The organism is Chryseobacterium sp. 2TAF14 (genome assembly GCF_052115105.1).
Lineage (GTDB): Bacteria > Bacteroidota > Bacteroidia > Flavobacteriales > Weeksellaceae > Chryseobacterium.
The window spans coordinates 14,519-39,789 of the sequence record NZ_JBFRGA010000002.1 but is presented as its reverse complement, the minus strand read 5'-3'; the positions used below and the strand labels follow the sequence as shown (position 1 = coordinate 39,789).

Sequence of the window (25,271 nt, the reverse complement as noted above, 5' to 3'; positions counted from 1 at the left end):
CTTAATATGGCAGGTTTAACAAGTTCTACAATTGGTAGAAAATATGCTATGGCATTGTCAGCAATGTTTTTGCTGATATTTCTGGTGATGCACCTTTCTGTAAATCTTTTGTCGGTTTTCGGGCAGGATGCTTACAATAATGCTTCGCAATTTATGGGGTATAATCCTCTCATTCAGTTTGTAATGCAGCCGGTGTTGATGTTTGCAGTGATTTTCCATTTCGTGATGGGATTTATTTTGGAAATTAAAAATAAAAAAGCACGTCCGATAGGATATGATACCAACAATGGTTCGGCAAATTCTACTTGGATGTCCAGAAATATGTTGATTTCAGGAGCTGTAATTTTAGCATTCATTTTTCTTCACATGTATGATTTCTGGCTTCACGAGATGAATTACAAGTATGTAGACGGATTGCCTGTTGAAGAAACTCGTTTTTGGGGAGACCTGCACGCAAAATTTGCTGATGTTTGGAGAGTGGTGCTTTATGTGATCTCTTTCGGATTACTTGGTCTTCACCTTGCGCACGGTTTCCAGTCTTCGTTTCAGTCTGTTGGAGCAAGACACCCGAAATACACTCCGGTTGTGAGAGCTATTGGAAACTGGTATTCAATCCTTATTCCGCTTGGCTTTATTTTTATTGCAATTTTTCATTATGTAACTCAATAATATCAATATACTAATATGAGTAAATTAGATTCAAAAATTCCTGCTGGTCCGTTAAAGGATAAATGGAAACATCATAAAGACCATATGAACCTTGTTGCACCAAACAACAGAGACAAGATTGATATTATTGTTGTAGGAACAGGTTTGGCAGGAGGTTCTGCTGCAGCTACTTTGGCTGAGCAGGGATACAATGTAAAAGCATTCTGCTATCAGGATTCTCCAAGAAGAGCGCACTCTATTGCTGCGCAAGGTGGTATCAATGCTGCTAAAAATTATCAGGGAGACGGAGATTCTACCTATAGATTGTTCTACGATACCATCAAAGGTGGTGACTACAGAGCAAGAGAAGCAAACGTTTACAGATTAGCAGAAGTTTCTGCAAATATTATTGATCAATGTGTTGCTCAGGGTGTTCCTTTCGGACGTGAGTATGGAGGYCAGTTAGATAACCGTTCTTTCGGTGGGGTTCAGGTAAAAAGGACTTTCTATGCAAAAGGACAGACTGGTCAACAGTTATTATTAGGTGCATATTCTGCAATGAGCCGTCAGATCGGTAAAGGAAGAATTAAAATGTACAACCGTCATGAAATGATGGAGCTTGTAATTGTAGACGGAAAAGCTAGAGGTATCATTGCAAGAAACTTGGTGACAGGTGAAATCGAAAGACATTCTGCTCACGCAGTTGTTATCGCTTCAGGAGGTTACGGAAACGTATATTTCCTTTCTACCAACGCAATGGGTTCAAACGTTTCTGCAGCTTGGAAAATCCACAAAAAAGGAGCGTACTTCGCAAACCCTTGCTATGTACAGATTCACCCGACTTGTATTCCGGTTCACGGAACGCAGCAGTCTAAACTGACTTTGATGTCTGAATCATTAAGAAACTCAGGAAGAATCTGGGTTCCTAAAAAGATTGAAGATTCAGTAGCGATCAGAGAAGGTAAATTAAGACCAGAAAATATCAAAGAAGAAGACAGAGATTATTATTTAGAAAGAAGATATCCTGCATTCGGAAACTTAGTACCTCGTGACGTTGCGTCAAGAGCTGGTAAAGAAAGATGTGATGCCGGTTTCGGAATCGAAAATAATGATACTAAAGAAGGTGTTTACCTGGATTTCTCTACAGAGATCATGAAAAAAGGTAAAGAAGCCGCTATCGAAAAACATATTCACAATCCTACAGATCAGCAGATCTACGATTTAGGAAAAGCTTGGGTTGAGGAAAAATATGGTAACTTATTCGTAATGTACGAAAAAATTACTGCTGACGATCCTTATAAAACTCCAATGAAGATCTATCCTGCAGTACACTACACAATGGGTGGTGTTTGGGTTGATTACAACTTGCAGTCTACAATCCCTGGATGTTTCGTAATTGGTGAGGCAAACTTCTCAGATCACGGAGCTAACCGTTTGGGAGCTTCTGCTTTGATGCAAGGTTTGGCAGACGGATATTTCGTGCTTCCTTACACGATTGCAGATTACCTTTCAGCAGACATCAGAACAGGAGCAATTCCTACAGATTCTAGCGAGTTTAATCAGGCTGAAAAAGAAATTAAAGATAAAGTAGATTTCTTCTTAAATAATAAAGGATCGCATTCTGTAGATTATTTCCACAAAAAATTAGGACACATTATGTGGAATAAAGTAGGAATGGGAAGAACACCTGAAGGTTTGAGAGAGGCTATCACTGAAATTGAACAGGTGAAAAAAGACTTCTGGAGCGATGTGAAAGTTCCCGGAGATGCAGAAGGAATGAATACCGAGCTTGAAAAAGCATTCAGAGTTGCAGATTTTATTGAGTTAGGTCAGTTGATGGCAATCGACGCATTACACAGAAATGAGTCTTGCGGTGGTCACTTCAGAGAAGATCATGCTACTCCTGAAGGTGAGGCAGAAAGAGATGATGTCAATTTCAAATATGTAGCAGCTTGGGAATATCAAGGCGATGATATCAAGAACGAAGTTCTGCATAAAGAAGATTTGATCTACGAAAACATCGAAGTTAAAGCGAGAAGTTACAAATAATCTCCAACCTAAAAATAAATAATTATGAGTGCAAAAAAAGGCCTTCATCTTACGCTGAAAATTTGGAGACAAAAAAATAATAAAACTAAAGGTCAGTTTGAGACCTACAAAATATCAGATGTATCTACAGATTCTTCATTCTTGGAGATGTTGGATATTCTTAACGAAAACCTTATCAACGAGGGTAAAGAACCGATCGCTTTCGACCACGACTGTCGTGAAGGAATCTGTGGGATGTGTTCTCTTTACATCAACGGTAGAGCACACGGTCCTGATACAGGAATTACAACCTGTCAGCTTCACATGAGAATGTTTAAAGACGGTGAAACAATCGTTATCGAACCTTGGAGAAGTGCTGCTTTCCCGGTTATTAAAGATTTGATCGTAGACAGAAGCGCATTCGACAGAGTAATGGCTGCAGGTGGTTTTATCTCGGTAAACACTTCTGGAAATACACTTGATGCAAACGCAATTCCGGTTCCTAAAGAAGATGCAGACAAAGCAATGGATGCTGCAGCATGTATCGCTTGTGGTGCTTGTGTAGCATCATGTAAAAACGGTTCTGCGATGTTATTCGTTGGTGCTAAAGTTTCTCAGTATGCTCTTTTACCTCAAGGTAGAGTAGAAGCGAAACGTAGAGTTCTGAACATGGTAAAAGCGATGGATGAAGAAGGATTCGGAAACTGTTCAAATACAGGAGCTTGTGAAGTAGAATGTCCTAAAGGGATTTCTCTTGAAAACATCGCAAGAATGAATAGAGAATATATTACTGCTTACGTAGACAGAGGATAAAATTTTATAAATTTTGTATATAAAATACCGTTTTCATAAACGGTATTTTTTGTTTTTTTAATAGAAAATAGTTTTCAAACAGATGATTTTCTGTTTTAGAGTATTTTGTTTCGTTTTTTTTGTTACTTTTATGGTTTAAAACAAAATACAAATGATCAAGATTCTCATAAGCCAAAACAGAATTAGTATTCTCGTCGGCATACTTCTTACCATAGTAATTATATTTATTTTTAATAGCCAGAACAATAATTTCAGTAATCGTTTTCAACTCATTACAGGAGTTACGCTTGCAATGTTATTTGGTTTTTCAATGCTTCCGAAAATGAAAGGTATTCTTATTCCTATCATTGCTTTAATCATCCTGACTTTTAATAGTCTTTTCTTTTAATAATAATTTTAATGAATTTGTGATAAAAATTAGACTGTAAATGATTTGTAATGAATGTGATACATTTAATAATCAATTGTATTGTTAAAACTATCACAAAAAAATAATTTTGCCTTTAAATAACGAACAGAAAAACTTATTTTTGCTACATTATTTAAAATCAAAAATGAAATCAAAGATTCAATCATTCCCAAAAAATAATTATACAAAAATGTTTAAAAAATATCTTTTGTTGTTTGTCATTGCCATATTTGCAATGTCTTGTTCAAAAAAAGTTGAAGTAAAAGGTAAAATTGCGGGCAGTTCTCCATTAGAAAGAATCGAGTTTGTAGAAGCTTCAGGTGTTGCTACTTTGCCATTGGCAAACTTTGGCATCGATAAAGACGGAAACTTTACAGGAACTTTTGAAGCTCCAAAAAACGGAATGTATGTAATCAACTATGCAGGAAAGCAAAATCTTATTTTCCTTAAAGGCGGTCAGAAACTGAACATCTCCGGTAATTCTGCTACATTCCCGAACGAATATGTAGTTACAGGAGATGCCAAAAATGATAACGATTTCTTCCAAGCTTGCCAGAAGTTTTTGACAAATTACGGGCAAACGTTGAATATTCAACAGCTAGCTTCTGGTGATGAGAATACTTATGTAAAAGCAATGCAAAAAATTGAAGCAGACGTCAATAAAAATATCGACGAAAATGTAAAGAAATTCAATCCCGGAAATGAAGTGGTTGAATGGAAAAAAACAGATGCTAAAGTTGCAATTCTTAATTTACTTGTAAATTATGAAATGACTAAAAAGCAGATGTCAGGAAACAATCCTTCTTTTAAGCTTGCAAAAGTATTTACTGATTACGAAACTAAGCTTCAGGAGAATAAAGAAAAGATGATCAAAACAAGCCCTTTCTATAGACAGTATTTATTAATGAAAATGAGTCCTGATTTCCAGACATTTGCTCAGTCAAAAACACAAGGGAAAGCTAACGCAAATATAACGACATCAGAATTATTTAACGAATTTCTGAAAGGTAAAAAAGAAGTTTCTCAGACAGAGAAAGATTATTTATTGGCTTTTGTAATGGCTCAGTCTGATGTGCATCCTCAAACTCCGCCTGCTACAACAGATAAAATCAAAAAAATTATCGAAGAAGATATTAAAGATGCAACCATTAAAGCTGATTTGAAAAAGATGCTTTTCGTAATCAACGGTTTTAAAATTGGTGACGATGCTCCGGAAGCTTCTTTGGTAAAACAAGATGGTTCAGCTTATAAATTAAGTGAGAACAAAGGAAAACCTTATATGATAGTATTCTACGCATCTTGGAATCCTTACATTGCAGAAGGTACTGTACCTGTTTTAAAAGAAGTGGTAAATTTTTATAAGTCTAAAATGAATTTCGTTTTCGTAAATTTAGACGATACAAAAGATCAGTTTATAAAAACGAGCAATGCTTTATTAAAAGGTATTCCGGGAACTAATGTTTACGGTGAAGGAGGTTTAAACTCTGATATTGCCAAAAAATACGGAGTGTACGGTTTCAAATTACCAAGCTTCGTTGTAGTTGATAAAAACGGTAAAGTTGCGAGCAGATCTTTTGTAAATCTTGGTGATCAGGATCTGGTTACGATTTTAGATAAGCAAACAGGTCTTAAAGCGCCTCAAGTAAATCCTCAAGCGCAATTACAACTTGATCCTTCAGCTTTAGAGCAACAAGCGGCTCCGCAGGTTGAGAAAGTTCCGGTAGAAGCAAAATAATTAGCTTAAACAAAATATAAAAAAACCTTGTCTTCGGATAAGGTTTTTTTTATTGTATTTTTGCAGACAAATTTGGAGCTTAAATGTTTCAAAACAATTTATTAGAAAAAATAGAAAATAGGCGGAATTCAGAATAGAAAGCTGTTTCCGTCACATAGAATTGTTATGAGAAAGAAGAAAGATGTAATTCTTGAGAATATAAAACTTTTTGCAGCAGGAGCAAAAGGTGTTGCAATAGGAAAGACAGAAGAAGGGAAAACGGTTTTAGTTTCCGGAGCGATTCCCGGAGATGTTGTGAATGCAAGAGTTAAAAAATCAAAATCTAAATATTTTGAAGCTGAAGTAAAAGAAATTGTAGAAAAATCTCCATTCAGAGTTGAACCGAAGTGCATCCATTTCGGAACTTGCGGTGGCTGCAAATGGCAGAATATGAGCTACGAAAAGCAGCTTGATTTTAAACAGGAAGAAGTTTACAACAATATCAAAAGGATCGGTGGAATTGATGATTTTGAAACCGTTCCTATTTTAGGTGCTGAAGAACAGTATTTCTACAGAAATAAAATGGAATTTTCTTTCTCGAATGCAAGATGGTTGACTCAATATGAAATCAGTTCTGAAGAAAATTTCGGAAGCAGAGATGCTTTAGGCTTTCACATTCCGGGAATGTGGAGCAAAATTTTAGATTTAAAAGAATGTTTCCTTCAGGAAGATCCTTCCAACGCAATTCGTTTGGCAGTAAAAAAATATGCTGAAAATAAAGGCTTGGATTTCTTTGATGTGAAAAGCCAGGAAGGTTTCCTTAGAACTTTGATGATGAGACAAAACTCTAAAGGAGAATGGATGGTTTTATTTCAGCTTTACAGAGAAGAAAAAGAAAACCGCACTCAGCTTTTCGATTATTTGCTGGAGCAGTTCCCGCAGATAAAAACATTGGTTTATGCCATTAATCCTAAACATAACGATTCAATTTACGATCAGGATATCAAAGTATATTTCGGTGACGGATTTTTAATGGAAGAAATGGATGGTCTGAAATTTAAAATCGGTCCGAAATCATTTTTCCAGACCAATTATAAGCAGGCTTTAGAATTATACAGAAAAACACTTGAGTTTGCCGATTTAAAAGGTGACGAAGTAGTTTACGATTTATATACAGGAACCGGAACGATCGCACAATACGTTGCCAGAAATGCAAAACATGTGATCGGAATTGAATCTGTACAGGAAGCTATTGATGCCGCAATCGAACATGCCGAACTGAACGGTTTAACCAACACTACTTTCTATTGCGGTGATATGAAAAATGTTTTCAACGATGAGTTTTTAGAAAACCATCCAAAAGCAGATGTGTTGATAACCGATCCGCCAAGAGACGGAATGCACCAGAAAGTGGTTGAGCAGATTTTGAAATTGGCTCCCGAAAAAGTGGTCTATGTAAGCTGTAATTCTGCAACGCAGGCAAGAGATCTTGCTTTGATGAAAGATCATTACACTTTGGTAAAGATTTTACCTGTCGATATGTTCCCGCAAACCCACCATGTGGAGAATATCGCGCTGCTTATCAAGAAATAATTACTTACATTTGAATATCAAAAAATCAAAAAAAATTAAATGAATATGATAAAGAACGGTAAAGCTATTTTCTTGGTGGGTGCATTATTTTTTGCCCAGCAAAATTTATTGTCTCAGGAAAAAGATTCTACTGCAACAGATAAAAAAGACACTGCTGTTGTAAAAAAAGATGATAAAAAGAAAAGCCCGATCAAGCCATTTAAAGAAATCATTACCGATAAAGCGGTTTCTGATCAGGGTGTTTTTACAGTTCATAAAGTAGACGACAAATATTATTTTGAAATTCCGGATGCGATGCTAAAAAAGGAATTTCTTTTGGTAACAAGGTTAACAAAAGCGGCCGCAGGAATGCGTTCCGGGACTYCAGGTTATGCTGGAGACCAAATCGGGCAGCAGGTAATTGCTTTTGAAAAAGGTCCGAAAGATAAAATCTTGTTGCGCTCGATTTCTCACGTAGATTATGCGAAAGATTCTACGTCACAGATGTACAATTCGGTAACGAGAAATAATGTGCAGTCTATCATTAAATCTTTTGATGTAAAAGCTTACGGAGTAAAAAATAACTCATCTGTAATTGAAGTGACAGATGTTTTGAATTCTGATAACGAACTGACTTCTTTTTCGGTCTGGTCCAAAGATTCTTACAGAGTCGGAGCTTTCCAGAAAGATATGTCATTTGTAAATTTTGTAAAGTCTTTCCCTGCAAATATTGAAATCAATACCACTAAAACCTTTGCAAGAACTTTAGGGAAATTATCTCCCGAAATGGCAAAAAATGCACCGAAAATCAGTGGAAATTATACCGTAGAAATCAATTCTTCTTTCGTGCTTCTTCCTGAAAATAAAATGCAGGCAAGATATTTTGACCCGAGAGTAGGGTATTTCACTGTAGGCTATACCGATTTCGATCTTGATCCTCAAGGTGTAAAAAGAGTTTCTCTGGTTAAAAGATGGCGTCTTGAGCCAAAACCGCAAGATTTAGCAAAATATAATAAAGGTGAATTGGTAGAACCTGCAAAACCGATTGTATTCTACATTGATCCTGCAACTCCGAAAAAATGGGTTCCGTATTTAGTTCAGGGAGTTAATGACTGGCAAAAAGCTTTTGAAAAAGCAGGATTTAAAAATGCCATTGTTGCAAAAATTCCTGATCCGAAAACCGATCCTGAATGGGGCTTAGAAGATGCAAGATTTTCTGCAATCGTTTATAAACCTTCAGATGTTCCCAATGCTTCCGGACCTTCAATCGCCGATCCAAGAACCGGAGAGATTTTAGAAAGTCACATCAACTGGTATCACAACGTCATGTTGTTGCTGAGAAACTGGTATTTTGTACAGGCTTCTCCGAATGATGAAAGGGCAAGAAAAATGGAGTTTGACGAAAAACTGATGGGTGAGCTGATTCGTTTTGTATCTTCTCACGAGGTTGGTCATACTTTAGGTTTAAGACATAATTACGGATCGAGTTCTACAGTTCCGGTTGAAAAATTAAGAGATAAAAAATGGCTTGAGAAAAACGGGCATACTCCATCAATTATGGATTATGCAAGATTTAATTATGTTGCACAGCCGGAAGACAAAATTGGTGATGCCGGAATTTTCCCGAGAATTGGTGATTATGATGATTGGGCAATCGAGTGGGGTTATAAAAGATTTAACCAGTTTAAAACGCCTGATGCGGAAAAAGAATACCTTAATAAATGGGTCATCAAAAACCTTAAAAACGAAAGACTTTGGTTTGGTACAGAAACCAATCCTTTAGACCCGAGATCTCAAAGCGAGCAGGTAGGCGACAATGCCATGATTGCAAGTACTTACGGAATCAAAAATCTGAAAAGAATTGTAGATAATCTGGATGACTGGACGAAAACTCCAAACGAAGATTATAAAAACCTTGATATGATGTATGATCAGGTAACCACACAATTCAGAAGGTATTTAGGTCACGTTTCAAAATATATCGGCGGACAAATGGAAACTCCGAAAACGACAGAACAGTCTGGTGCAGTTTATGAAGTGGTTGCCAAGAAAGATCAGAAAGAAGCAATGCAGTTTTTAAATGAAAATATTTTCACCACTCCGGAATGGCTGCTTAAAAAAGATATTTTTGAAAAAACAGGTAAAACTCCTGTTAAAACGGTTGAAGAAATTCAAAATGGTGTTTTGGGAAGAGTTTTAAGTCCGATGGTTCTTCAGAGTTTGTATCAGTCGGAAGCGGTTGACTCGAATTCTTATTCTCTGATCGAATATTTTTCAGATTTAAATAATTCAATTATTAAAAAAGACAACGCTGATATTTACGGAAGAAATCTTCAGAGAAACTATGTGGACGCTTTAATTAAATTAATCGACACCAAAAACTCTGATAAATCTGATGTTTCTGCCATCGTAAGAGGAAATTTAAATACCATTAAAAAAGATCTTTTAGCGAAAAATACGTCTAATGATCTGGTAAACAAATATCACAATGAGGATCTGGTTTTCCGTATTGAGAAAGCTTTAGATCCAAAATAAAGATTCGGTTATGAAATATTTTAAATTCATCCTATTTATTTTTGCACTGTCGTCAATAATTTCCTGCGGTAGTGATGATGATATCTGTGAAAGCGGGGAAGGAACGCCACGAATGAAAATTACATTCAAAAAAGATGGCAAAATTTCCGATGTAGCCAAAATAAAAATTGATGCAGATTATGGTTCTGGTGTCATTGCCGTTGGTACATACACAAATGTAGATTCTGTTTTCGTTCCTTTGCGCGTTGATGAATCTCAATTTACAGATATTTATGTAAAAACAATAGATACCGAAGATTCTACCAGAGTGAGGGTAAATTATACAACAAAATCTATTTATGTTTCACCGGGATGTGGTGTGAAGCGGAATTACGAAAACGTAAACTCGGTATTATCTACTCCGAACTCTCTTAAAAGTGTAGAACAAGGGCAAAATTTTATTGAAAATGAAGACAAGACTAATTTATTCTTTAATTTTTAGTGCTTTCGGTTTGCTGAATCTTTCTGCGCAGGAGAAAGAGGAAGCCGAAAAACCAAAATGGAAATACGAACCCAATTTTATAGTGGGAGTTGATGTCTTGAATGCGGGCGTTTCATTTTTCTCAGACCGACAAATGTTTCAGGGATTTATTTCATCTAAAGTAAAAGATAATCTCCACGGAATTATAGAGGCTGGTTTTGATAAAAATATTTACCAGAATAATGGTTACGATGCTAAAGCAAGCGGTCCTTTTATGAAAATCGGAGCCTTTTATATGTTGGCAAGAGACCGCGAAAATGATTTTAACGGTTTTTATGGAGGCGGAAAAATAGGCGGATCATTTTATACCCAGGAATACATGGCAATTCCTGTACGAGGTTTTGCGGGAAACAGCTCATCGGTTTCAATGCCTTCTTCTTCGCAATCGTCTTTCTGGCTGGAAGGAAATATAGGCGGAAGAGTGCAGCTTTTTGAATCTGATTTTTACATTGATGTCAGTATGCAGCCTCGTTATCTGATGGTAACTTCTAAGCAGGATGATGTTGTTCCGATGATTGTTCCCGGCTTTGGAAGAAGCTCGAGTAAATTCAACATGGGCTTTGCGTGGAATATTGCGTATAAGTTTTAAACATAAATAGTTGAAGAAATGCTCGTCTGAAATTTTAATTTATTTAAATAACTAAAAACTCCGGATATTTCTGGAGTTTTTTTCATTATTAATAATTCTAACGGTTGTGATTGCGATTTTAACAAAATAAATATAAATATGATGAATATTTATAAGATGAAAACCCTTATATTTGGCACTTAAAAATAATTCAATTATATGAAAAAGTTCATTACTGTTTTGTTTTGTAGTTTACTTGGTGGCTCTGCATTTGCGCAGTGGACGCCAACTACTCTCAAAAGAAACTCCAAATTTGAGCCTTCGCTCGTGCGAAGTTATTATAAACTAGACCTACCTCAGATTAGAGAAAAGTTGAAAAACGCTCAGGAGACTGGTAAAAATGCGAAAGCAATTGAAATTTCTTTACCAACACTTAGTGGTAAAATTGAGAGATTTGCAGTTTACAGCTTTCCTGTTGTTGTTAAAGAATTAGCAGATCAATATCAATTAGGTTCTTATGTTGGAGTAGGAATTGATGATCCTAATAAATATCTTAGATTCTCAGTTTCTCCAACTGATTTTCAATCGATGGTTATTAATAATAATGGGCAATATGAATTTATAGAGCCTCAAAATGCAGATAAAACGGTATACGGAATACATCCTAAAACTTCTAATACAGGGGGTAAAAGCTTTATTTGCAGTACTTCAGAAAGCCCAGCTGCTAAACAGCAAATTGATGAAATGCTAAAAGCGGGTTCTTCATTTACAAATCAGCCTACCGATTTCTCAAAAATGTCTGATAAGAAATACAGAACGATGAGATTGGTAATGTCTGTGACAGGAGAATACACTGCTTTTCATGGTGGTACTGTAGCGGGTGCTTTATCTGCAATTAATGCTACGATGACAAGAGTGAATGGTGTTTTTGAAAAAGATTTTGCTTTACACCTTAACTTACAAAACTATCCTAATGTAATTTATACAAATGCTGCTACAGATCCATATTCAGGTGGTTCGGCAGGTGCTAATGGAGCATGGACTTTGGAATTACAGCAAACCCTTACCAATAATGTTGGAAATAATAATTATGACATAGGTCATTTATTTGGTGCTTCAGGCGGAGGTGGAAATGCAGGCTGTATAGGATGTGTTTGTCTAAATCCAGCAAATGCTAACTCTCCGGGTAAAGGATCAGGTTATACATCGCCGGCTGATGCAATACCTCAGGGAGATAATTTCGATATCGATTATGTAGCTCATGAAATGGGGCATCAATTAGGGGCAAACCATACCTTCTCTCACGATTTAGAATCAGCTCAGGTTAATATGGAACCTGGATCAGGATCTACTATTATGGGGTATGCAGGGATTACTGGAGGTCCTGCTACTGATGTTCAGCAACATTCAAATGCTTATTTTCACAAAGCAAGTATCACTCAGGTTCAAACAAACCTTAACAGTAAAACTTGTGATGTAGAAACTTCGGTAAATAACAATCCTCCTATTATCACGGCATTACCAACGTACAATATACCGAAAGGAACTGCTTTTGTTTTAACGGCTTCTGCAACTGATCCTGAAAATGATCCTTTGACATATACTTGGGAACAGGTAGATAATGCAACTGTTACTACTAATAGTACCAATATAGGATCTACTGCTACAGGCCCTTCTTTCAGATCTTTTACACCTACAAGTAATCCTACAAGATATTTTCCAAAATTATCTTCTGTATTAGACGGAGTTTTAGATAATTCAAATAATGGATGGGAATCTGTATCAAAAGTAGCAAGAAATACTAAGTTTGCAGTAACCGTTAGAGATAATAATCCTGATCCTACACAGCAACAAACCCAGTTTGCAGAGCAGACAATTGTTGTAGGAAATGATGGACCTTTTAAAGTTACTACACAGTTTATTGCAAGTAGCGGAGCCACTACAGTAACATGGGATGTTGCGAACACAGTAGCTGCTCCTTATAATGTTGCTAATGTAAAGATTGATTATACAATTGATAATGGTACAACTTGGGTAGTGCTATCAAACTCTACACCTAATGATGGTAACGAAAGTTTTACTTTTTCGTCACTTACAAATGGTCAAACAGTTAAAATCAGAGTATCTTCTATAGGTAATGTGTTTTATGCTATTAGAGCTGCTACAGTAACTACATTTGCTCCATGTAATGGTGCTGCACCGACGCCAATTACAACATCAAATATTACGGTATCATCTGTTGATGTAAGTTGGGCTGCAATTAGTGGTGCTACTTATGTAATCCGATATAAGAAAATAGCAGATGCTACTTGGCAACAAACTACAAGTTCTGCTACAAATATTACTTTGTCTAATTTGGTTGACGGTACAGCGTATGAAGTACAAGTAGCAACTGTTTGTTCTGGTACTACAGGTACATTTTCGGTCTCTTCTAATTTTACAACGATTGGACTAACTTATTGTTCTGTTGCTTCTTCAAATGCGACTGATGATCATATTGCTGGAGTTAGTTTAAATAATATGACCAATACTTCAGGGCCGAGTACTTATACAAGCTATGTAGCTAATTCTGCCTTACAAGTAAATCTTGTTAAAAATAATACATATACAATAGCAGTTACTAAAGGTTGGTCAGGTACTACTGCGTACCCGGAAATGATTAGTGCTTGGATTGATTTTAACAGAAACGGTACTTTTGAAGATAATGAAAGAATTATGCAAACTTCAAATTCAACATCTTCTACCTCAGTTAACCCGATGACGGCAAGCTTTACTGTACCTTCGTCTACAGTTTTAAATCTGGGATTGAGAATGAGAGTAGGTTTATTGTATTATAACAGCCCTGGGTATATACATAATGCGTCATGTGGTACTATAACCGCTTATGGAGAATATGAAGATTATAATGTTGTTGTAACTGAAAATAACTTATCTACAGTTGATAATAACATTAAGAACAGCGGTATTCAGATTTATCCTAATCCTGCGACTGACTTCTTAAACGTTACTAAAGTTTCTGATAAAGCCACTTATAAAATTTACAGCGCAGCTGGTCAATTAGTAGGTAATGGAAGTATTATTAATGGAAAAATTAATGTTTCTTCATTAATAAAAGGAGCTTATGTAATATCTATTGAAGATAAAGGAAAAGAAAGCTTCAATTCTAAATTTATTAAGAAATAAAAAATTCTTTCTAATACTAATAAATCCTCAGGAAAACCCTGGGGATTTTTTTATTTTGAAATCATAAACATTATTTTGATGAAGTAATTGTAAAAAAAACAGTTTAATCTTTATTTTAATTATAGAAAATGATTAGATTTGTATTAAAATAAAATAATTCTGCCTATGATTAAATTCTTTACATTTTTTTCAAACCTACAGCTTTCTGTTAATATTGGTTTTGTAAAAGAACTGTTTTTCAAAGTGTTAAAAAGACGATCATTTCATTTGGTTTTAAACAAATACATTGAGAACTACACAGAAAAACTTATTAATAGATATAAATTACATTGGTATTCAATTTCATTTTAATATTTAATTTATGAAGAAACTTCTACTCATGTGCCAATTACTTTTTGGTGCATTTCTCATGGCTCAGGTGAACTATACGCAAGATTGGACAGCCACGGGACTTAATAACTGGACAACCAGTGATTTTATTTTCTCAAGGACTGCTACTGCTAACCAAATTTGTGGTACTACTGGAGGAACGATACGAGGGAATAGATTTGGCGGGAACGAAGGAAGTTTTACATCTCCCAATATTCCAGGCAATAATCAAGGTGTTATAACACTTTCATTCGATTATAAAGTTACCGACTGGTCTGCTGGTACAGTTGCCACTTCTGCGGCAAATCTTGGAACTATTGCAGTACAATATTCTAATAATACAGGAGGACCTTGGGTTACTGCTTACACAATTAATTCTACGAATCACGTAGTAGCAAACACTTGTGCAACGAAAACGGTAACCTTCAGCCCTACTGCGGGTAATCTATATGTGAGATTTTATGTAATATCGGCAACTTCAGGAGACAGTTATTATTATTTTGATAATGTTACAATGTCTCAAGGTGCTGCTCCTACTTGTTTGGCTCCTTCAGCTATTACTTTAGTAAATACAACAGCAACAAGCGCAAATATTTCTTGGACGGCTCCAACTACACAACCTGCAAATGGTTATGATGTATATTATAACACAACAGGTGTAGCTCCCACAGGTACGACTCCGCTAAATGCAACCAATTCTGTACAAAGTGCAACTACAAATGCAACGATTCAACCATTAACACCTATTACAACATATTATGTTTGGGTAAGATCTATCTGTAGTGCAACCGATAAAAGTACATGGACTCCGATGCAGTCTTTTATGACTTTGTGTGTACCGGTAGCTACTCTTCCTTGGACAGAAAATTTTGATGCTATGACAACTCTGGGTGCAGGGATCGTTCCAGTTTGTTGGAAGCAAGTTACAGGAACAAATCCATGGACATCTTCAAGTGCTGTTGCATCTACTACCTCTCCGGGACCAAGATCAGCACCAAATTATGTCAGAATTCAGTGGGGTAATACAAATGCAAGTCAGCTCTGGACTCCAGGATTTGCATTAACAGCTGGAACGACTTATGAATTTTCATTCTACTACCACAGCACCGATGATACAGGATTTACAGGTAATGTATTGGTAAATTCTTCACAATCTTCTACAGGAGCTACAAATTTAGGTACATTCATCACTGCAACACAAAGTACTCCCAATTATACTCAATATAAAGTATATTATACCCCAGCAACAACAGGGACATATAATTTTGCAGTAAATGTATCTGTTACTTCTGCACCTTGGTATTTAGGAGTTGATGATTTTAAATTAAGAGTTGCTCCTACCTGTATAGAACCGCTTGGAGTTGTCGCTCTTAGTGCTACGGCAAATACAGCAAATATATCTTGGACTCCACCAACAATTCAGCCTGCAAACGGATATCAAATTTTTTACAGCACTACAACCACACCTCCTGCAACACCTCAGGTTGTTGGTATTCCGGGTACAGCGGTAAGCTATACAATTCCTGGATTAAACCCAAGTACTACTTATTATATCTGGGTTAAGGCTGTATGTAGCCCAACAGATCTGAGTGATTTATCGGAACCGGTATCTATAATGACAACGCAGATTCCTGCACAGCTTCCTTATATTCAAAACTTTACCGGAGGAAACGATTTAGCATTACTAAACGGTACTCAGACAAATAAATGGGTACGCGGTACTGCAACAGGAAATACTGGTCCATCATTATATATATCTAATAATGGTGTGGTAAACGAATATTCTCACACGACAAGTACAGTACAGGCATTTAGAGACATTGCGATTCCGGCAGGAACTACAATCGCTTCTTTCTCTTTTGACTGGAAGTCTCAAGGTGAGAATAACTGGGATTATCTTAGAGTTTGGTTGTTACCATCAAATGTATTACCGGTAGCCGGAACTCAAATTGTAGCAGGTACAAACAGAGTACAAGTGGGACAATACCAGCTTCAGGGTACAGCTTGGCAAAGTTATTCTACTACAACCTTAAATTTAAGTGCATATGCAGGTACTGTAATGCGTTTAGTTTTTGAATGGAGAAACGATGGCGGCGGTGGAACTCAACCTCCTGCGGCAATTGATAATATTGTATTAAGAGTTTGTAGTACAGCGACTCCAGTTGTTACTGTTACACCGGCTTCTATTACACATAATGCGGCAACGCTTACGTGGCCTCAAGATGTGGGTGGAGCTTCTTACCAAATAAGATACAGACCTGTTGGTACAGGTACTTGGTTGCCTGCAGCTGGACCTATTGCTGTTGCAGCTGTACCTGGAGCTACCAATACTTATACTTTCCCTCAGAACTTATCTTCATATACACAATATGAGGTAGAAGTTGCAGCGGTTTGTAATACAACCAATGTTGGGGTTTATTCACATAACGAATTTATGACGAAATGTGATCCTACACCTCCAAATGTAACAGTGACAAACATCACACCTACATCTGCTTTAGTAACCTGGAGTCCGCTTGCTGCGGGTGCAGAGTACGAATTGCGTTGGAAACTGGTAAGTGATCCTGCTACTTCTTGGCAATCACCACCTCTTCCAGGAGGAACTCCTCAACCGCCTGCAAATACTTATCTTATAACAGGTTTAAGCTCTTATAAAACGTATGAAGTACAGGTAAGAAATAAATGTATTGGATCTGCAACTTTCAATCCTTGGTCTACATCTCAGGTGTTTACTACGGTTAGAGTTTGTGAAATTCCGCCTCCGGGATTAACCATTACTCAATTAAACCCTACATCTGCAGAAATAGTTTGGGATGCTTATACAGGTCCTGGTGCGACAAATAATTATATCTTAAGATACAGAAAGGTAGGATTACCAGGCTGGACAACCATTAACGTAAGTAATACTACCTATACAATCACAGGTCTATTAGAACTAACGAAATATGAAATGCAGGTTGCAAATGTTTGTACAGGTACACCGGGTAACTTTACACCTGAATACTACTTTACAACTCCAACAGTAGTTTACTGCCCAATGCATTCAACCAACTTTGCTTCAGAATTTATTTCAAAAGTAACGGCTAAACCTGCAGGAAAACCAGAGATGATTAACATCACATCAGGTTCAGCATATTCAGACTTTACAGCAGTTCCTTTGAAATATATTGACATGGTTCAGGGTTCTACAGGTAACCAGATTATCATTGATAAAACACTTAGTTCGGGAGCTAAAGCGGGAGTTGCAGTTTGGATCGACTTCAATAGAAACGGAACTTTCGATCTTGATGAAAAAATCTTATCAGACGGTCCGAATACGAATCTTACAGCAAGTGCTACATTCAATGTGCCATCAGATGCTTTCGTAGGATCTACTGATAAATATGTTGTAATGAGAGTTGCAATGGCTAAAGATGCTATTCCTGTAAATTGTATCAGCTTTACAGATGGTGAAGTAGAAGATTACACGGTAAGAATTTCTAAATTGCCGGTTGCTAATACACTTAACCAAACAGATATCCTGATTTATCCAAACCCGGTTAAAACAGTCCTGAATGTTAAGAACATTAGCAAAAAAGCTAAATACAAAATTTACAGCGCGGCTGGTCAGGTAATCTCAAGCGGAATCATCTTAAACAATAAGATCGATGTAAGCAGATTGATCAACGGTTTATACGTGATAGATATTGATGATGTTCAGGGCACAGCTCAGAGAAAATTCATTAAAGAATAATCAAATTAATTAAATAGAATAAGCTCTCAGAAATGAGAGCTTATTTTTTTATATCAAAAAAATTAATTTAAAACAAATCCCGCTGAAATTCTTCGGCGGGATTTTATTTATTCAATCTCAAAAATAATTTTTTCGGTTTGATCTTTCAGGTCTTCAAGATTGGTATTGTTGTAAATGATACAGTCTGCCAGTTTAATTTTATCTTTTTCCGGCATCTGCTTTTCCATTACAGATTGTACTTCGCGGTAGGTTTTTCCGTCGCGATCCATTACCCTTTTTATTCTGATGTTGTCTTCTGCAGTCACTAAAACAGATTTGTAACACTGTTTGTTGAGTTTTAATTCAAACAACAAAGCTGTTTCTTTAAAAACCAAATACTTCGTCTGTTTTTTTACCCAATTTTCAAAATCAATCCTTACAGCTGGGTGGATTATCTCATTTAAACTTTGCAGTAAATCTTTATTGTTAAAAACTTTTTCCGCTACAAATTTTCTGTTATAAAGACCGTTTTCATCATAAGATTCATTACCTAAAAGCGCTTTGATTTTTACCTTTAAATCATCATTGTCATTCACAATATCTTTCGCTCTGTCATCCGAATAATAAACGGGAAATCCGAAGTCTTCAATACATTTTGCAACGGTAGTTTTACCAGATCCTATTCCGCCTGTTAATCCAATGATTTTGGGTGTCGATAATGGTTCCGGTTCCGGCTGTTGGCTTTCTGATTGTAATTTTTCCATATCAAAATTAATATCCAAAAACGTCATTAAAAGTGAAAGTCTCATCAAGACGCACTCCTTTTTCTGTCATTTTTAAGCTTGCCAGTTCGTGATGAGCGTCATGTTCAAAAAACAACAGATAATCATTGTCTACACATTGCTTCAAAAATTTTGCTTTTTCTTCAATTGTCAATAAAGGTCTTGTATCGTAACCCATCACGTAAACCTGAGGAATATGTCCTGTTGTAGGTATTAAATCGGCTGCAAAAACAATTGTCTTTTCCTGATACTGAATCACTGGAAGCATTTGTTTTTCTGTATGACCATCAACGAAAATGACATCCATTTTTAAATCCGGTGCAAATCCGTAATTTCCGGTTGTGGGAAGCGGTAAAAAGTTTAATTGTCCGCTTTCCTGGATGGGAATGATGTTTTCTTTTAAAAAGCTTGCCTTTTCTCTCGCATTGGGTTCAGTTGCCCATTGCCAGTGATTTTCGTTGGTCCAGAACTGTGCGTTTTTAAAAGCGGGTCTGTAGCCGGATTTATCATCATTCCACTCGATAGCTCCTCCGCAATGGTCAAAATGAAGGTGTGTCAGGAAAACATCGGTAATATCTTCTCTTACAAAACCGTATTTCTGAAGGTTTTTATCTAAATTATCATCACCCCAAAGCGAGTAATGCCCGAAAAACTTATCATCCTGCTTGTTTCCAAGACCGCAATCAATTAAAATTAATTTTTTACCGTCTTCCACAAGAAGGGAGCGGGTTCCCAGTTCGATTAAATTTCTTTCGTCTGCAGGATTTGTTTTTTCCCACAGACTCTTTGGGACGACTCCAAACATCGCTCCGCCGTCGAGCTTAAATTTTCCGCATTGTATAGGATATAGTTTCATATAATATTAGATTTTTATAATGTTGTTTATTTTTTCAGTTGTTTCATTTTTTCGGCAATCCGTTTTCCGTTTTCATCACCATTTTCAAGATTTGTGATGATATTCTGGAAATCGTTTTCTTTTCTGTTTTGAGACAGTTTTTGTTTAATGAAAATCTCGGTAGGAATTATTTTGATTCCAAAAGCACCTTTCATTTCCTTTTCTACAAACTCTTTTCCCATATCTTTCACCATCATCGGACATTGCTGAAAGCTTTCATATTTATAAGTCAGTTTTTCCAAATGATTATACAGTTCTTCCTGATTCATCAGCTCAACTTTCCCATAAATCTGCACCGCTTCATAATTCCATGTCGAAACATTGATGTGGTCGTACCAACTGCTCGAAATATAAGTATGTGCTCCCAAAAAATCGCAAAGAACTTCATCTCCATTCGTCAGGGTTTTCGCCTGCGGATTTGCCCTTGAAATATGAGTTTCAATATAAATATTTTCCGGATCATCTTCATTCAGCATCATCATAGCATGAGTCGCAAGAATTTTATCCTCCGAGGAAATTAATAAAGCAAAAGAATTTTCTCTGATGATTTCTTTCATCAGATCGTAATCTTCACTTTTATATAATTTAGGAATAAACATTTTATAATTAAAAATTAAGAATGAATAATTAAGGATTTTGTTTGGAAGTTTTTAAAATTGTAGTTAATAGTTTTATGATTTCCTCAATATTTATTTTTAGAGAATTAAATTCTGTATCATTAATGAACTCTGTTTTATGTAAAAGCTTAATCCAAAAAAAGATTCATAAGCTTCTTTATATGATATTTGAAGTTTATAGATGAATTCTTTCTTACTAAACGAGGCAATACCTTCTTCTATATTTGCTCCAATTGAAGTTCCGCTTCTAAGCAATTGCTTTGAAAGAGTTTTTTCATTTCTTTCATGGTAAAGAACTTTATACAAGTTGATAATTCTAATTGAAAAATCAAAAGATTTATTTCGAATATATTATCCTTTTCCTGAAAACTACTTTCCATTTTCCGATATTAATTATTCATTTTTAATTATTCATTAAAAAAGCTCTCCCGGATTTTTTGGCCTCGCAATATTCAAATGTTTATAAGCCTTCTCAGTAACTTCTCTTCCTCTCGGAGTTCTGATGATAAATCCTTCCTGAATTAAAAACGGCTCATAAACTTCCTCCAAAGTTTCAGATCCATCTCATCCAACCCGAATTCATCTACATTTAGAGAATTTAAAGCATATTTGGTGATTTCTATTTCAATTTCACCATCTCCTTTTATTTCTGCAAAATCACGGACTCTTCTCAAGAGTGCATTGGCAATTCTCGGAGTTCCACGGCTTCTTCTAGCAATTTCAATGGCTGCATCTTCATAAATTTTTACCCCTAAAACTCTTGCGCTTCTGATAATAATCATAGACAAAAGCTCGATTGTGTAATATTCAAGCCTGCTTTGAATACCAAATCTTGCCAACATTGGTTTTGTCAGCATCCCGCTTCTCGTTGTTGCACCTACCAATGTAAAAGGATTCAATCCAATCTGAACACTTCTTGCATTCGGACCGGTTTCCAGCATAATATCGATTTTATAATCTTCCATTGCAGAATACAGATACTCTTCCACGACAGGCGAAAGACGATGGATTTCGTCAATAAAAAGCACATCGTTTTCTTCAAGATTGGTCAGCAAACCTGCGAGACTTCCTGGTTTATCCAAAACAGGACCCGATGTAATTTTACAGTTTACATCAAGTTCATTCGCAATAATATTGGCAAGAGTTGTTTTTCCCAATCCGGGAGGACCGTGAAGCAAAACGTGATCGAGCGCTCCGCCACGTCTTTTGGCAGCGGTAACGAAAACTTCGAGATTTTCTAAGGTCTTTCGCTGTCCTGCGAAATCCTTAAAGCTCTGCGGACGAATCTGCTCATCCTGCATGAGTTCATCACGAGAATAATTGTCTTTGTCTGGATGTAAAAAATCGGGCATTAATTCAGTTTCATTTACCGTAAAGATAGGAAATTTAGGTTAAGATTTAGATTAATTTCAGGCTGAGGTTAAGGTTTAGATTAAGATTGTACGCTCGACCTTTTATCATTTTACAAGATTGATATATTTTAAGTAATTTTGAGAGAGAAAATTTATAAGTTGAGTTTTTAACCTCAACCTCAATCTTAACCTAAAATTAATGAAATTAATTGGTCCTTTCAAGCAGGTTGTTACACTTGCAAACCTTCCCTTAAGAGGAAAAATTTCTGATGAGCAAATAGAAATTATTGTTGATGGTGGAATTTTAATTAACAATAATAAAATCCAGCAAATAGGAAATTTTGAAACTTTAAAATCTGAAAATCAAAATATAGAAATCGAAACAATTGAAGACAAGCAAATCGTACTTCCTGCGTTTGTAGATTCTCATACCCATATTTGTTTTGGAGGAAACCGCGCCAATGATTTTGCGATGCGAAATGCAGGAAAAACTTATCTTGAAATTGCCGAAAGCGGCGGTGGAATATGGAGTTCGGTACAGCATACAAGAAACGCTTCAGAAGAAGAATTGCTGAAGACTTTACTGGAAAGAATCGATTTTTTAATTTCTCTCGGAATTACAACCATTGAAGTAAAAAGCGGATATGGTTTAGATGTTGAAAACGAACTGAAAATGCTTCACATCATTAAAAAAGCTCAGGAAAAAACTCAGGCAACTTTAGTTCCGACCTGTCTTTCTGCGCATTTAAAACCAAGGGATTTTGAAGGAAGTAACGAAGAATATTTACAATATATTTTAAACGAAATTTTACCAAAAGTAAAAGAAGAAAATTTGGCAAAGCGTGTTGATATTTTTATTGAAAAATCAGCATTTCAACCGGAAGAAAGTAAAGATTTCTTGCTTAAAAGTAGAGATTTAGGTTTTGAAATTACGGTTCATGCCGATCAGTTTACACCGGGAAGTTCCAGAATTGCCGTTGAAGTTGGCGCAAAATCTGCAGATCATCTCGAAGCGACCATCGATAAAGATATTGAGTTTTTGGCAAAATCAGATACGGTAGCAACAGCTTTACCGGGAGCTAGTTTAGGATTAGGTGAAAAGTTTACACCTGCAAGAAAATTGTTGGATGCAGGAGCCATTGTCGCGATTGCAAGCGATTGGAATCCGGGTTCTGCACCGATGGGAAATTTAATTACACAGGCTTCTATTTTGGCAACATTTGAAAAGTTAACAACCGCAGAAGTTTTGGCGGGAATGACGTTTCGCTCGGCTTTTGCTTTAGGTTTGGAAGACAGAGGAAGTTTAAAGAAAGGTTTAAAGGCAGATTTTGTAACCTATAAAACCAATAATTTTCAGAATGTTCTTTATAATCAGGGCAGCTTAAATGCAGAGCATGTTTATATCGATGGATTTAAAGTAAAATAATATGGGGATTTTCAATAAGCTTTTTGGTAAAAACGAAGAAGAGCAAGAGATCGAAATTAAAGGGTATAAAGATTTTTGGGATTGGTTTATTACGAAAGAAAAAGAGTTTTTTGAGGTTGTAAAAAACCAGAATAATATTGAAAATGACTTTTTTGATCTTATCGCTCCAAAACTAAAACAGCTAAATGCAGGATACTATTTTCTTGCAGGAATGAGCGATGATTCCACAGCAGAACTGATTATCACTGTAGAAGGTGATATTAAAAATATAATTTTTGCAGAAGAGATTATTGCCGTTGCTCCAAAGATTGACCGTTGGAAATTTACTGCTTTGAAGCCGGAAATGAATCTCACCAGCGGAATTGAAATGGATGGCAGGAAATTCTCTAGCGAAAATATTTTCTTTTATGAGAACGAAATTGAAGGTTATCCTGACGAAATAGACATCACTTTTGTTTATGAAGATTTAAATGATGAAAACAAAAACTCGATCGTAACAGGAGTCTGCGTTTTTTTAGATAATTTTTTAGGAGAATTAAATTTTGCCACTCAGATCGATACTTTTAACGTAATAGGGAAAGAGAATGCGCAGAAAGAACTGGTTCCTATTACGAAGCTGAAAGACTTCTTATCTTGGCGTGAAAGAGAATTTACGGAGAAATATAAAAATGTAAAAAACTTCAGCGAAGAAGATCAGTTCTCTGTTTTTGAAGCGACATTGCAAAATGGTTCGCCTCTTATTGCAGCGATCAATACTTCTTTGTTAAACTACGATTCAAAAGCTTCTTACCCGTGGATTTCTATTTTAAAAGTTCAGTACAACGGGGAAAACAATAACGGACTTCCCGAAAAAGAAGATTACGAAATTTTAAGCAATATTGAAGAGCAGATTATTGAAGAATTAAAAATAGAAGACGGTCATTTATACATCGGGAGAGAAAGTGCAGATAACCTGAAGGAAAGTTATTTTGCAAGTAAAGATTTCAGGAAGCCTTCAAAAGTTTTGAAAAAAATAATGGAAGATCATCCCGAATATAAAATGGCCCTCGAAATTTTTAAAGACAAATACTGGCAGAGTTTTGAACGCTATAATGTAAATAAAAATTAAATTAAAAGCATGATTTGGCAAGGAAGACTTGATGGTGAAGAATTACTTTATCACAGAATATTTCAGAGAGTAAAAACAGAAAATAATTACGATAAAATCTCAGCGAATGATTTCGTTTTACACGGATTTGCCGTTGACGAAGGCGTTCGCAGAAATAAAGGAAGGCAGGGTGCAAAAGACGCACCGGATGTCATCAGAAAAAATATGGCCAACTTTCCGGTGATTAGCCCTGATTTTTCGCTTCTGGATTTTGGCAACATTACCTGTGAAGACGGAAATCTTGAAAATTCACAGAACGAACTGGCAAAAAATGTTTCTAAAGTTTTATTGAAAGGAGGGAAGTCTTTGGTTCTTGGTGGTGGTCATGAAGTTACCTTTGGTCATTATCGTGGGGTGAAAACGGCTTTTCAGGAACAGAAGATTGGGATCATCAATTTCGATGCACATTTTGATAACAGACAACCTGAAAATGGAGTGGGACCAAGCTCCGGAACAGGTTTTTGGCAAATTGCCCAGGAAGGTGAAATCAATTCTCTGCATATCGGAATTCAGAGAAATTCGAATACTCTGAAACTTTTTGATACCGCTCATCAGTTTGGAATGAAATATATTTTGGCAGATGAACTGTTTTTCGAAAACCTTCCGTCAGTTTACGAAAGGGTTAACGAATTGGCAGAATCGGTAGATTTTCTTTACATGACGATTTGTATGGATGTTTTCAACGCTTCAATTGCACCCGGAGTTTCTGCTTCGGCTTACAATGGTATTTTTGCAGATGCGGCATTTATGCATCTTTACAGACATATTTTAAGAAATGAAAAACTGATTGCTTTGGATATTGCAGAAGTCAATCCGGCTTATGATATTCAGGATCGTACCGCAAGACTGGCTGCAAGTCTTGCAAATGAATGGTTGATGATTTAATTAATTTCTCGCAGATCAAGCTAATTACGCTGATTTATTACTTAAAAAATCTGCTCAATCTCCTTAATCTGCGAGAGATATATTTTATTAAATAAT

The 25,271-nt window shown here is 36.1% G+C and carries 18 protein-coding genes and 1 pseudogene; 14 read left to right on the top strand and 5 right to left on the bottom strand.

Annotated elements, in window-relative coordinates; all coding sequences use genetic code 11:
* The first annotated feature begins 6 nt into the window (after positions 1-6).
* From AB4Y90_RS00550 to AB4Y90_RS00500, 11 genes are all read left to right on the top strand, one after another.
* Positions 7-669 carry a succinate dehydrogenase cytochrome b subunit gene (locus AB4Y90_RS00550; protein WP_441555222.1) on the top strand — a complete coding sequence of 221 codons (663 nt, stop codon included), beginning with the start codon at positions 7-9 and terminating at the stop codon, positions 667-669.
* A gap of 15 nt (positions 670-684) precedes the next feature.
* Positions 685-2,697, top strand: coding sequence for a fumarate reductase/succinate dehydrogenase flavoprotein subunit (locus AB4Y90_RS00545; protein WP_441555221.1), 2,013 nt, complete (start codon positions 685-687; stop codon positions 2,695-2,697).
* A gap of 24 nt (positions 2,698-2,721) precedes the next feature.
* Positions 2,722-3,489 (top strand): succinate dehydrogenase/fumarate reductase iron-sulfur subunit, encoded by a 768-nt coding sequence (locus AB4Y90_RS00540; protein ID WP_441555220.1) that lies wholly within the window; start codon positions 2,722-2,724, stop codon positions 3,487-3,489.
* Between the two features lie 151 nt (positions 3,490-3,640).
* On the top strand, positions 3,641-3,877 hold the full coding sequence (locus tag AB4Y90_RS00535; protein WP_441555219.1) for a hypothetical protein: 237 nt from the start codon (positions 3,641-3,643) through the stop codon (positions 3,875-3,877).
* 166 nt (positions 3,878-4,043) lie between these two features.
* Positions 4,044-5,633, top strand: coding sequence for a TlpA family protein disulfide reductase (locus AB4Y90_RS00530; RefSeq protein ID WP_441555218.1), 1,590 nt, complete (start codon positions 4,044-4,046; stop codon positions 5,631-5,633).
* Positions 5,634-5,798: 165 nt separating this feature from the next.
* Positions 5,799-7,205, top strand: coding sequence for a 23S rRNA (uracil(1939)-C(5))-methyltransferase RlmD (gene rlmD, locus AB4Y90_RS00525; RefSeq protein ID WP_441555217.1), 1,407 nt, complete (start codon positions 5,799-5,801; stop codon positions 7,203-7,205).
* Between the two features lie 45 nt (positions 7,206-7,250).
* The gene (locus AB4Y90_RS00520) at positions 7,251-9,719 is read left to right on the top strand and encodes a zinc-dependent metalloprotease (protein ID WP_441555216.1); all 2,469 of its coding nucleotides are present in this window, start codon (positions 7,251-7,253) and stop codon (positions 9,717-9,719) included.
* Positions 9,720-9,729: 10 nt separating this feature from the next.
* Complete coding sequence (locus tag AB4Y90_RS00515) at positions 9,730-10,200, top strand: DUF6452 family protein (protein ID WP_441555215.1); 471 nt, start codon at positions 9,730-9,732, stop codon at positions 10,198-10,200.
* Positions 10,166-10,828, top strand: coding sequence for a DUF6048 family protein (locus tag AB4Y90_RS00510; protein ID WP_441555214.1), 663 nt, complete (start codon positions 10,166-10,168; stop codon positions 10,826-10,828). Before AB4Y90_RS00515 ends, AB4Y90_RS00510 begins: the two co-directional genes overlap by 35 nt.
* 198 nt (positions 10,829-11,026) lie before the next feature.
* On the top strand, positions 11,027-13,990 hold the full coding sequence (locus AB4Y90_RS00505; RefSeq protein ID WP_441555213.1) for a reprolysin-like metallopeptidase: 2,964 nt from the start codon (positions 11,027-11,029) through the stop codon (positions 13,988-13,990).
* Positions 13,991-14,351: 361 nt separating this feature from the next.
* Entirely contained in the window at positions 14,352-18,092 is a 3,741-nt protein-coding gene (locus tag AB4Y90_RS00500; protein ID WP_441555212.1) for a fibronectin type III domain-containing protein, read from the top strand.
* A gap of 107 nt (positions 18,093-18,199) precedes the next feature.
* Here the strand turns inward: AB4Y90_RS00500 and coaE are convergent, their stop codons facing one another.
* The 5 genes and pseudogenes from coaE to ruvB all read right to left on the bottom strand — a co-directional run bounded on the left by coaE (position 18,200) and on the right by ruvB (position 21,717).
* Positions 18,200-18,835 carry a dephospho-CoA kinase gene (gene coaE, locus AB4Y90_RS00495; RefSeq protein WP_441555247.1) on the bottom strand — a complete coding sequence of 212 codons (636 nt, stop codon included), beginning with the start codon at positions 18,833-18,835 and terminating at the stop codon, positions 18,200-18,202.
* 7 nt (positions 18,836-18,842) lie between these two features.
* Entirely contained in the window at positions 18,843-19,709 is an 867-nt protein-coding gene (locus AB4Y90_RS00490; protein ID WP_441555211.1) for an MBL fold metallo-hydrolase, read from the bottom strand.
* A 26-nt stretch (positions 19,710-19,735) separates the two neighbouring features.
* Positions 19,736-20,347 carry an FMN-binding negative transcriptional regulator gene (locus AB4Y90_RS00485; RefSeq protein ID WP_441555210.1) on the bottom strand — a complete coding sequence of 204 codons (612 nt, stop codon included), beginning with the start codon at positions 20,345-20,347 and terminating at the stop codon, positions 19,736-19,738.
* Positions 20,348-20,443: 96 nt separating this feature from the next.
* Positions 20,444-20,671 (bottom strand): four helix bundle protein, encoded by a 228-nt coding sequence (locus tag AB4Y90_RS00480; protein WP_441555209.1) that lies wholly within the window; start codon positions 20,669-20,671, stop codon positions 20,444-20,446.
* Positions 20,672-20,779: 108 nt separating this feature from the next.
* A pseudogene (ruvB, locus tag AB4Y90_RS00475) lies at positions 20,780-21,717 on the bottom strand (Holliday junction branch migration DNA helicase RuvB).
* Positions 21,718-21,916: 199 nt separating this feature from the next.
* On the opposite strand from ruvB, the gene hutI reads away from it, so the two are divergent.
* Genes hutI through hutG form a run of 3 tightly spaced genes read left to right on the top strand, consistent with a single transcriptional unit; the run spans position 21,917 to position 25,175 of the window.
* Positions 21,917-23,143, top strand: coding sequence for an imidazolonepropionase (gene hutI, locus AB4Y90_RS00470; RefSeq protein WP_441555208.1), 1,227 nt, complete (start codon positions 21,917-21,919; stop codon positions 23,141-23,143).
* Between the two features lies 1 nt (position 23,144).
* Complete coding sequence (locus AB4Y90_RS00465; protein ID WP_441555207.1) at positions 23,145-24,251, top strand: DUF695 domain-containing protein; 1,107 nt, start codon at positions 23,145-23,147, stop codon at positions 24,249-24,251.
* A 9-nt stretch (positions 24,252-24,260) separates the two neighbouring features.
* Entirely contained in the window at positions 24,261-25,175 is a 915-nt protein-coding gene (hutG, locus tag AB4Y90_RS00460) for a formimidoylglutamase (RefSeq protein ID WP_441555206.1), read from the top strand.
* The last annotated feature ends 96 nt before the right edge of the window (positions 25,176-25,271 follow it).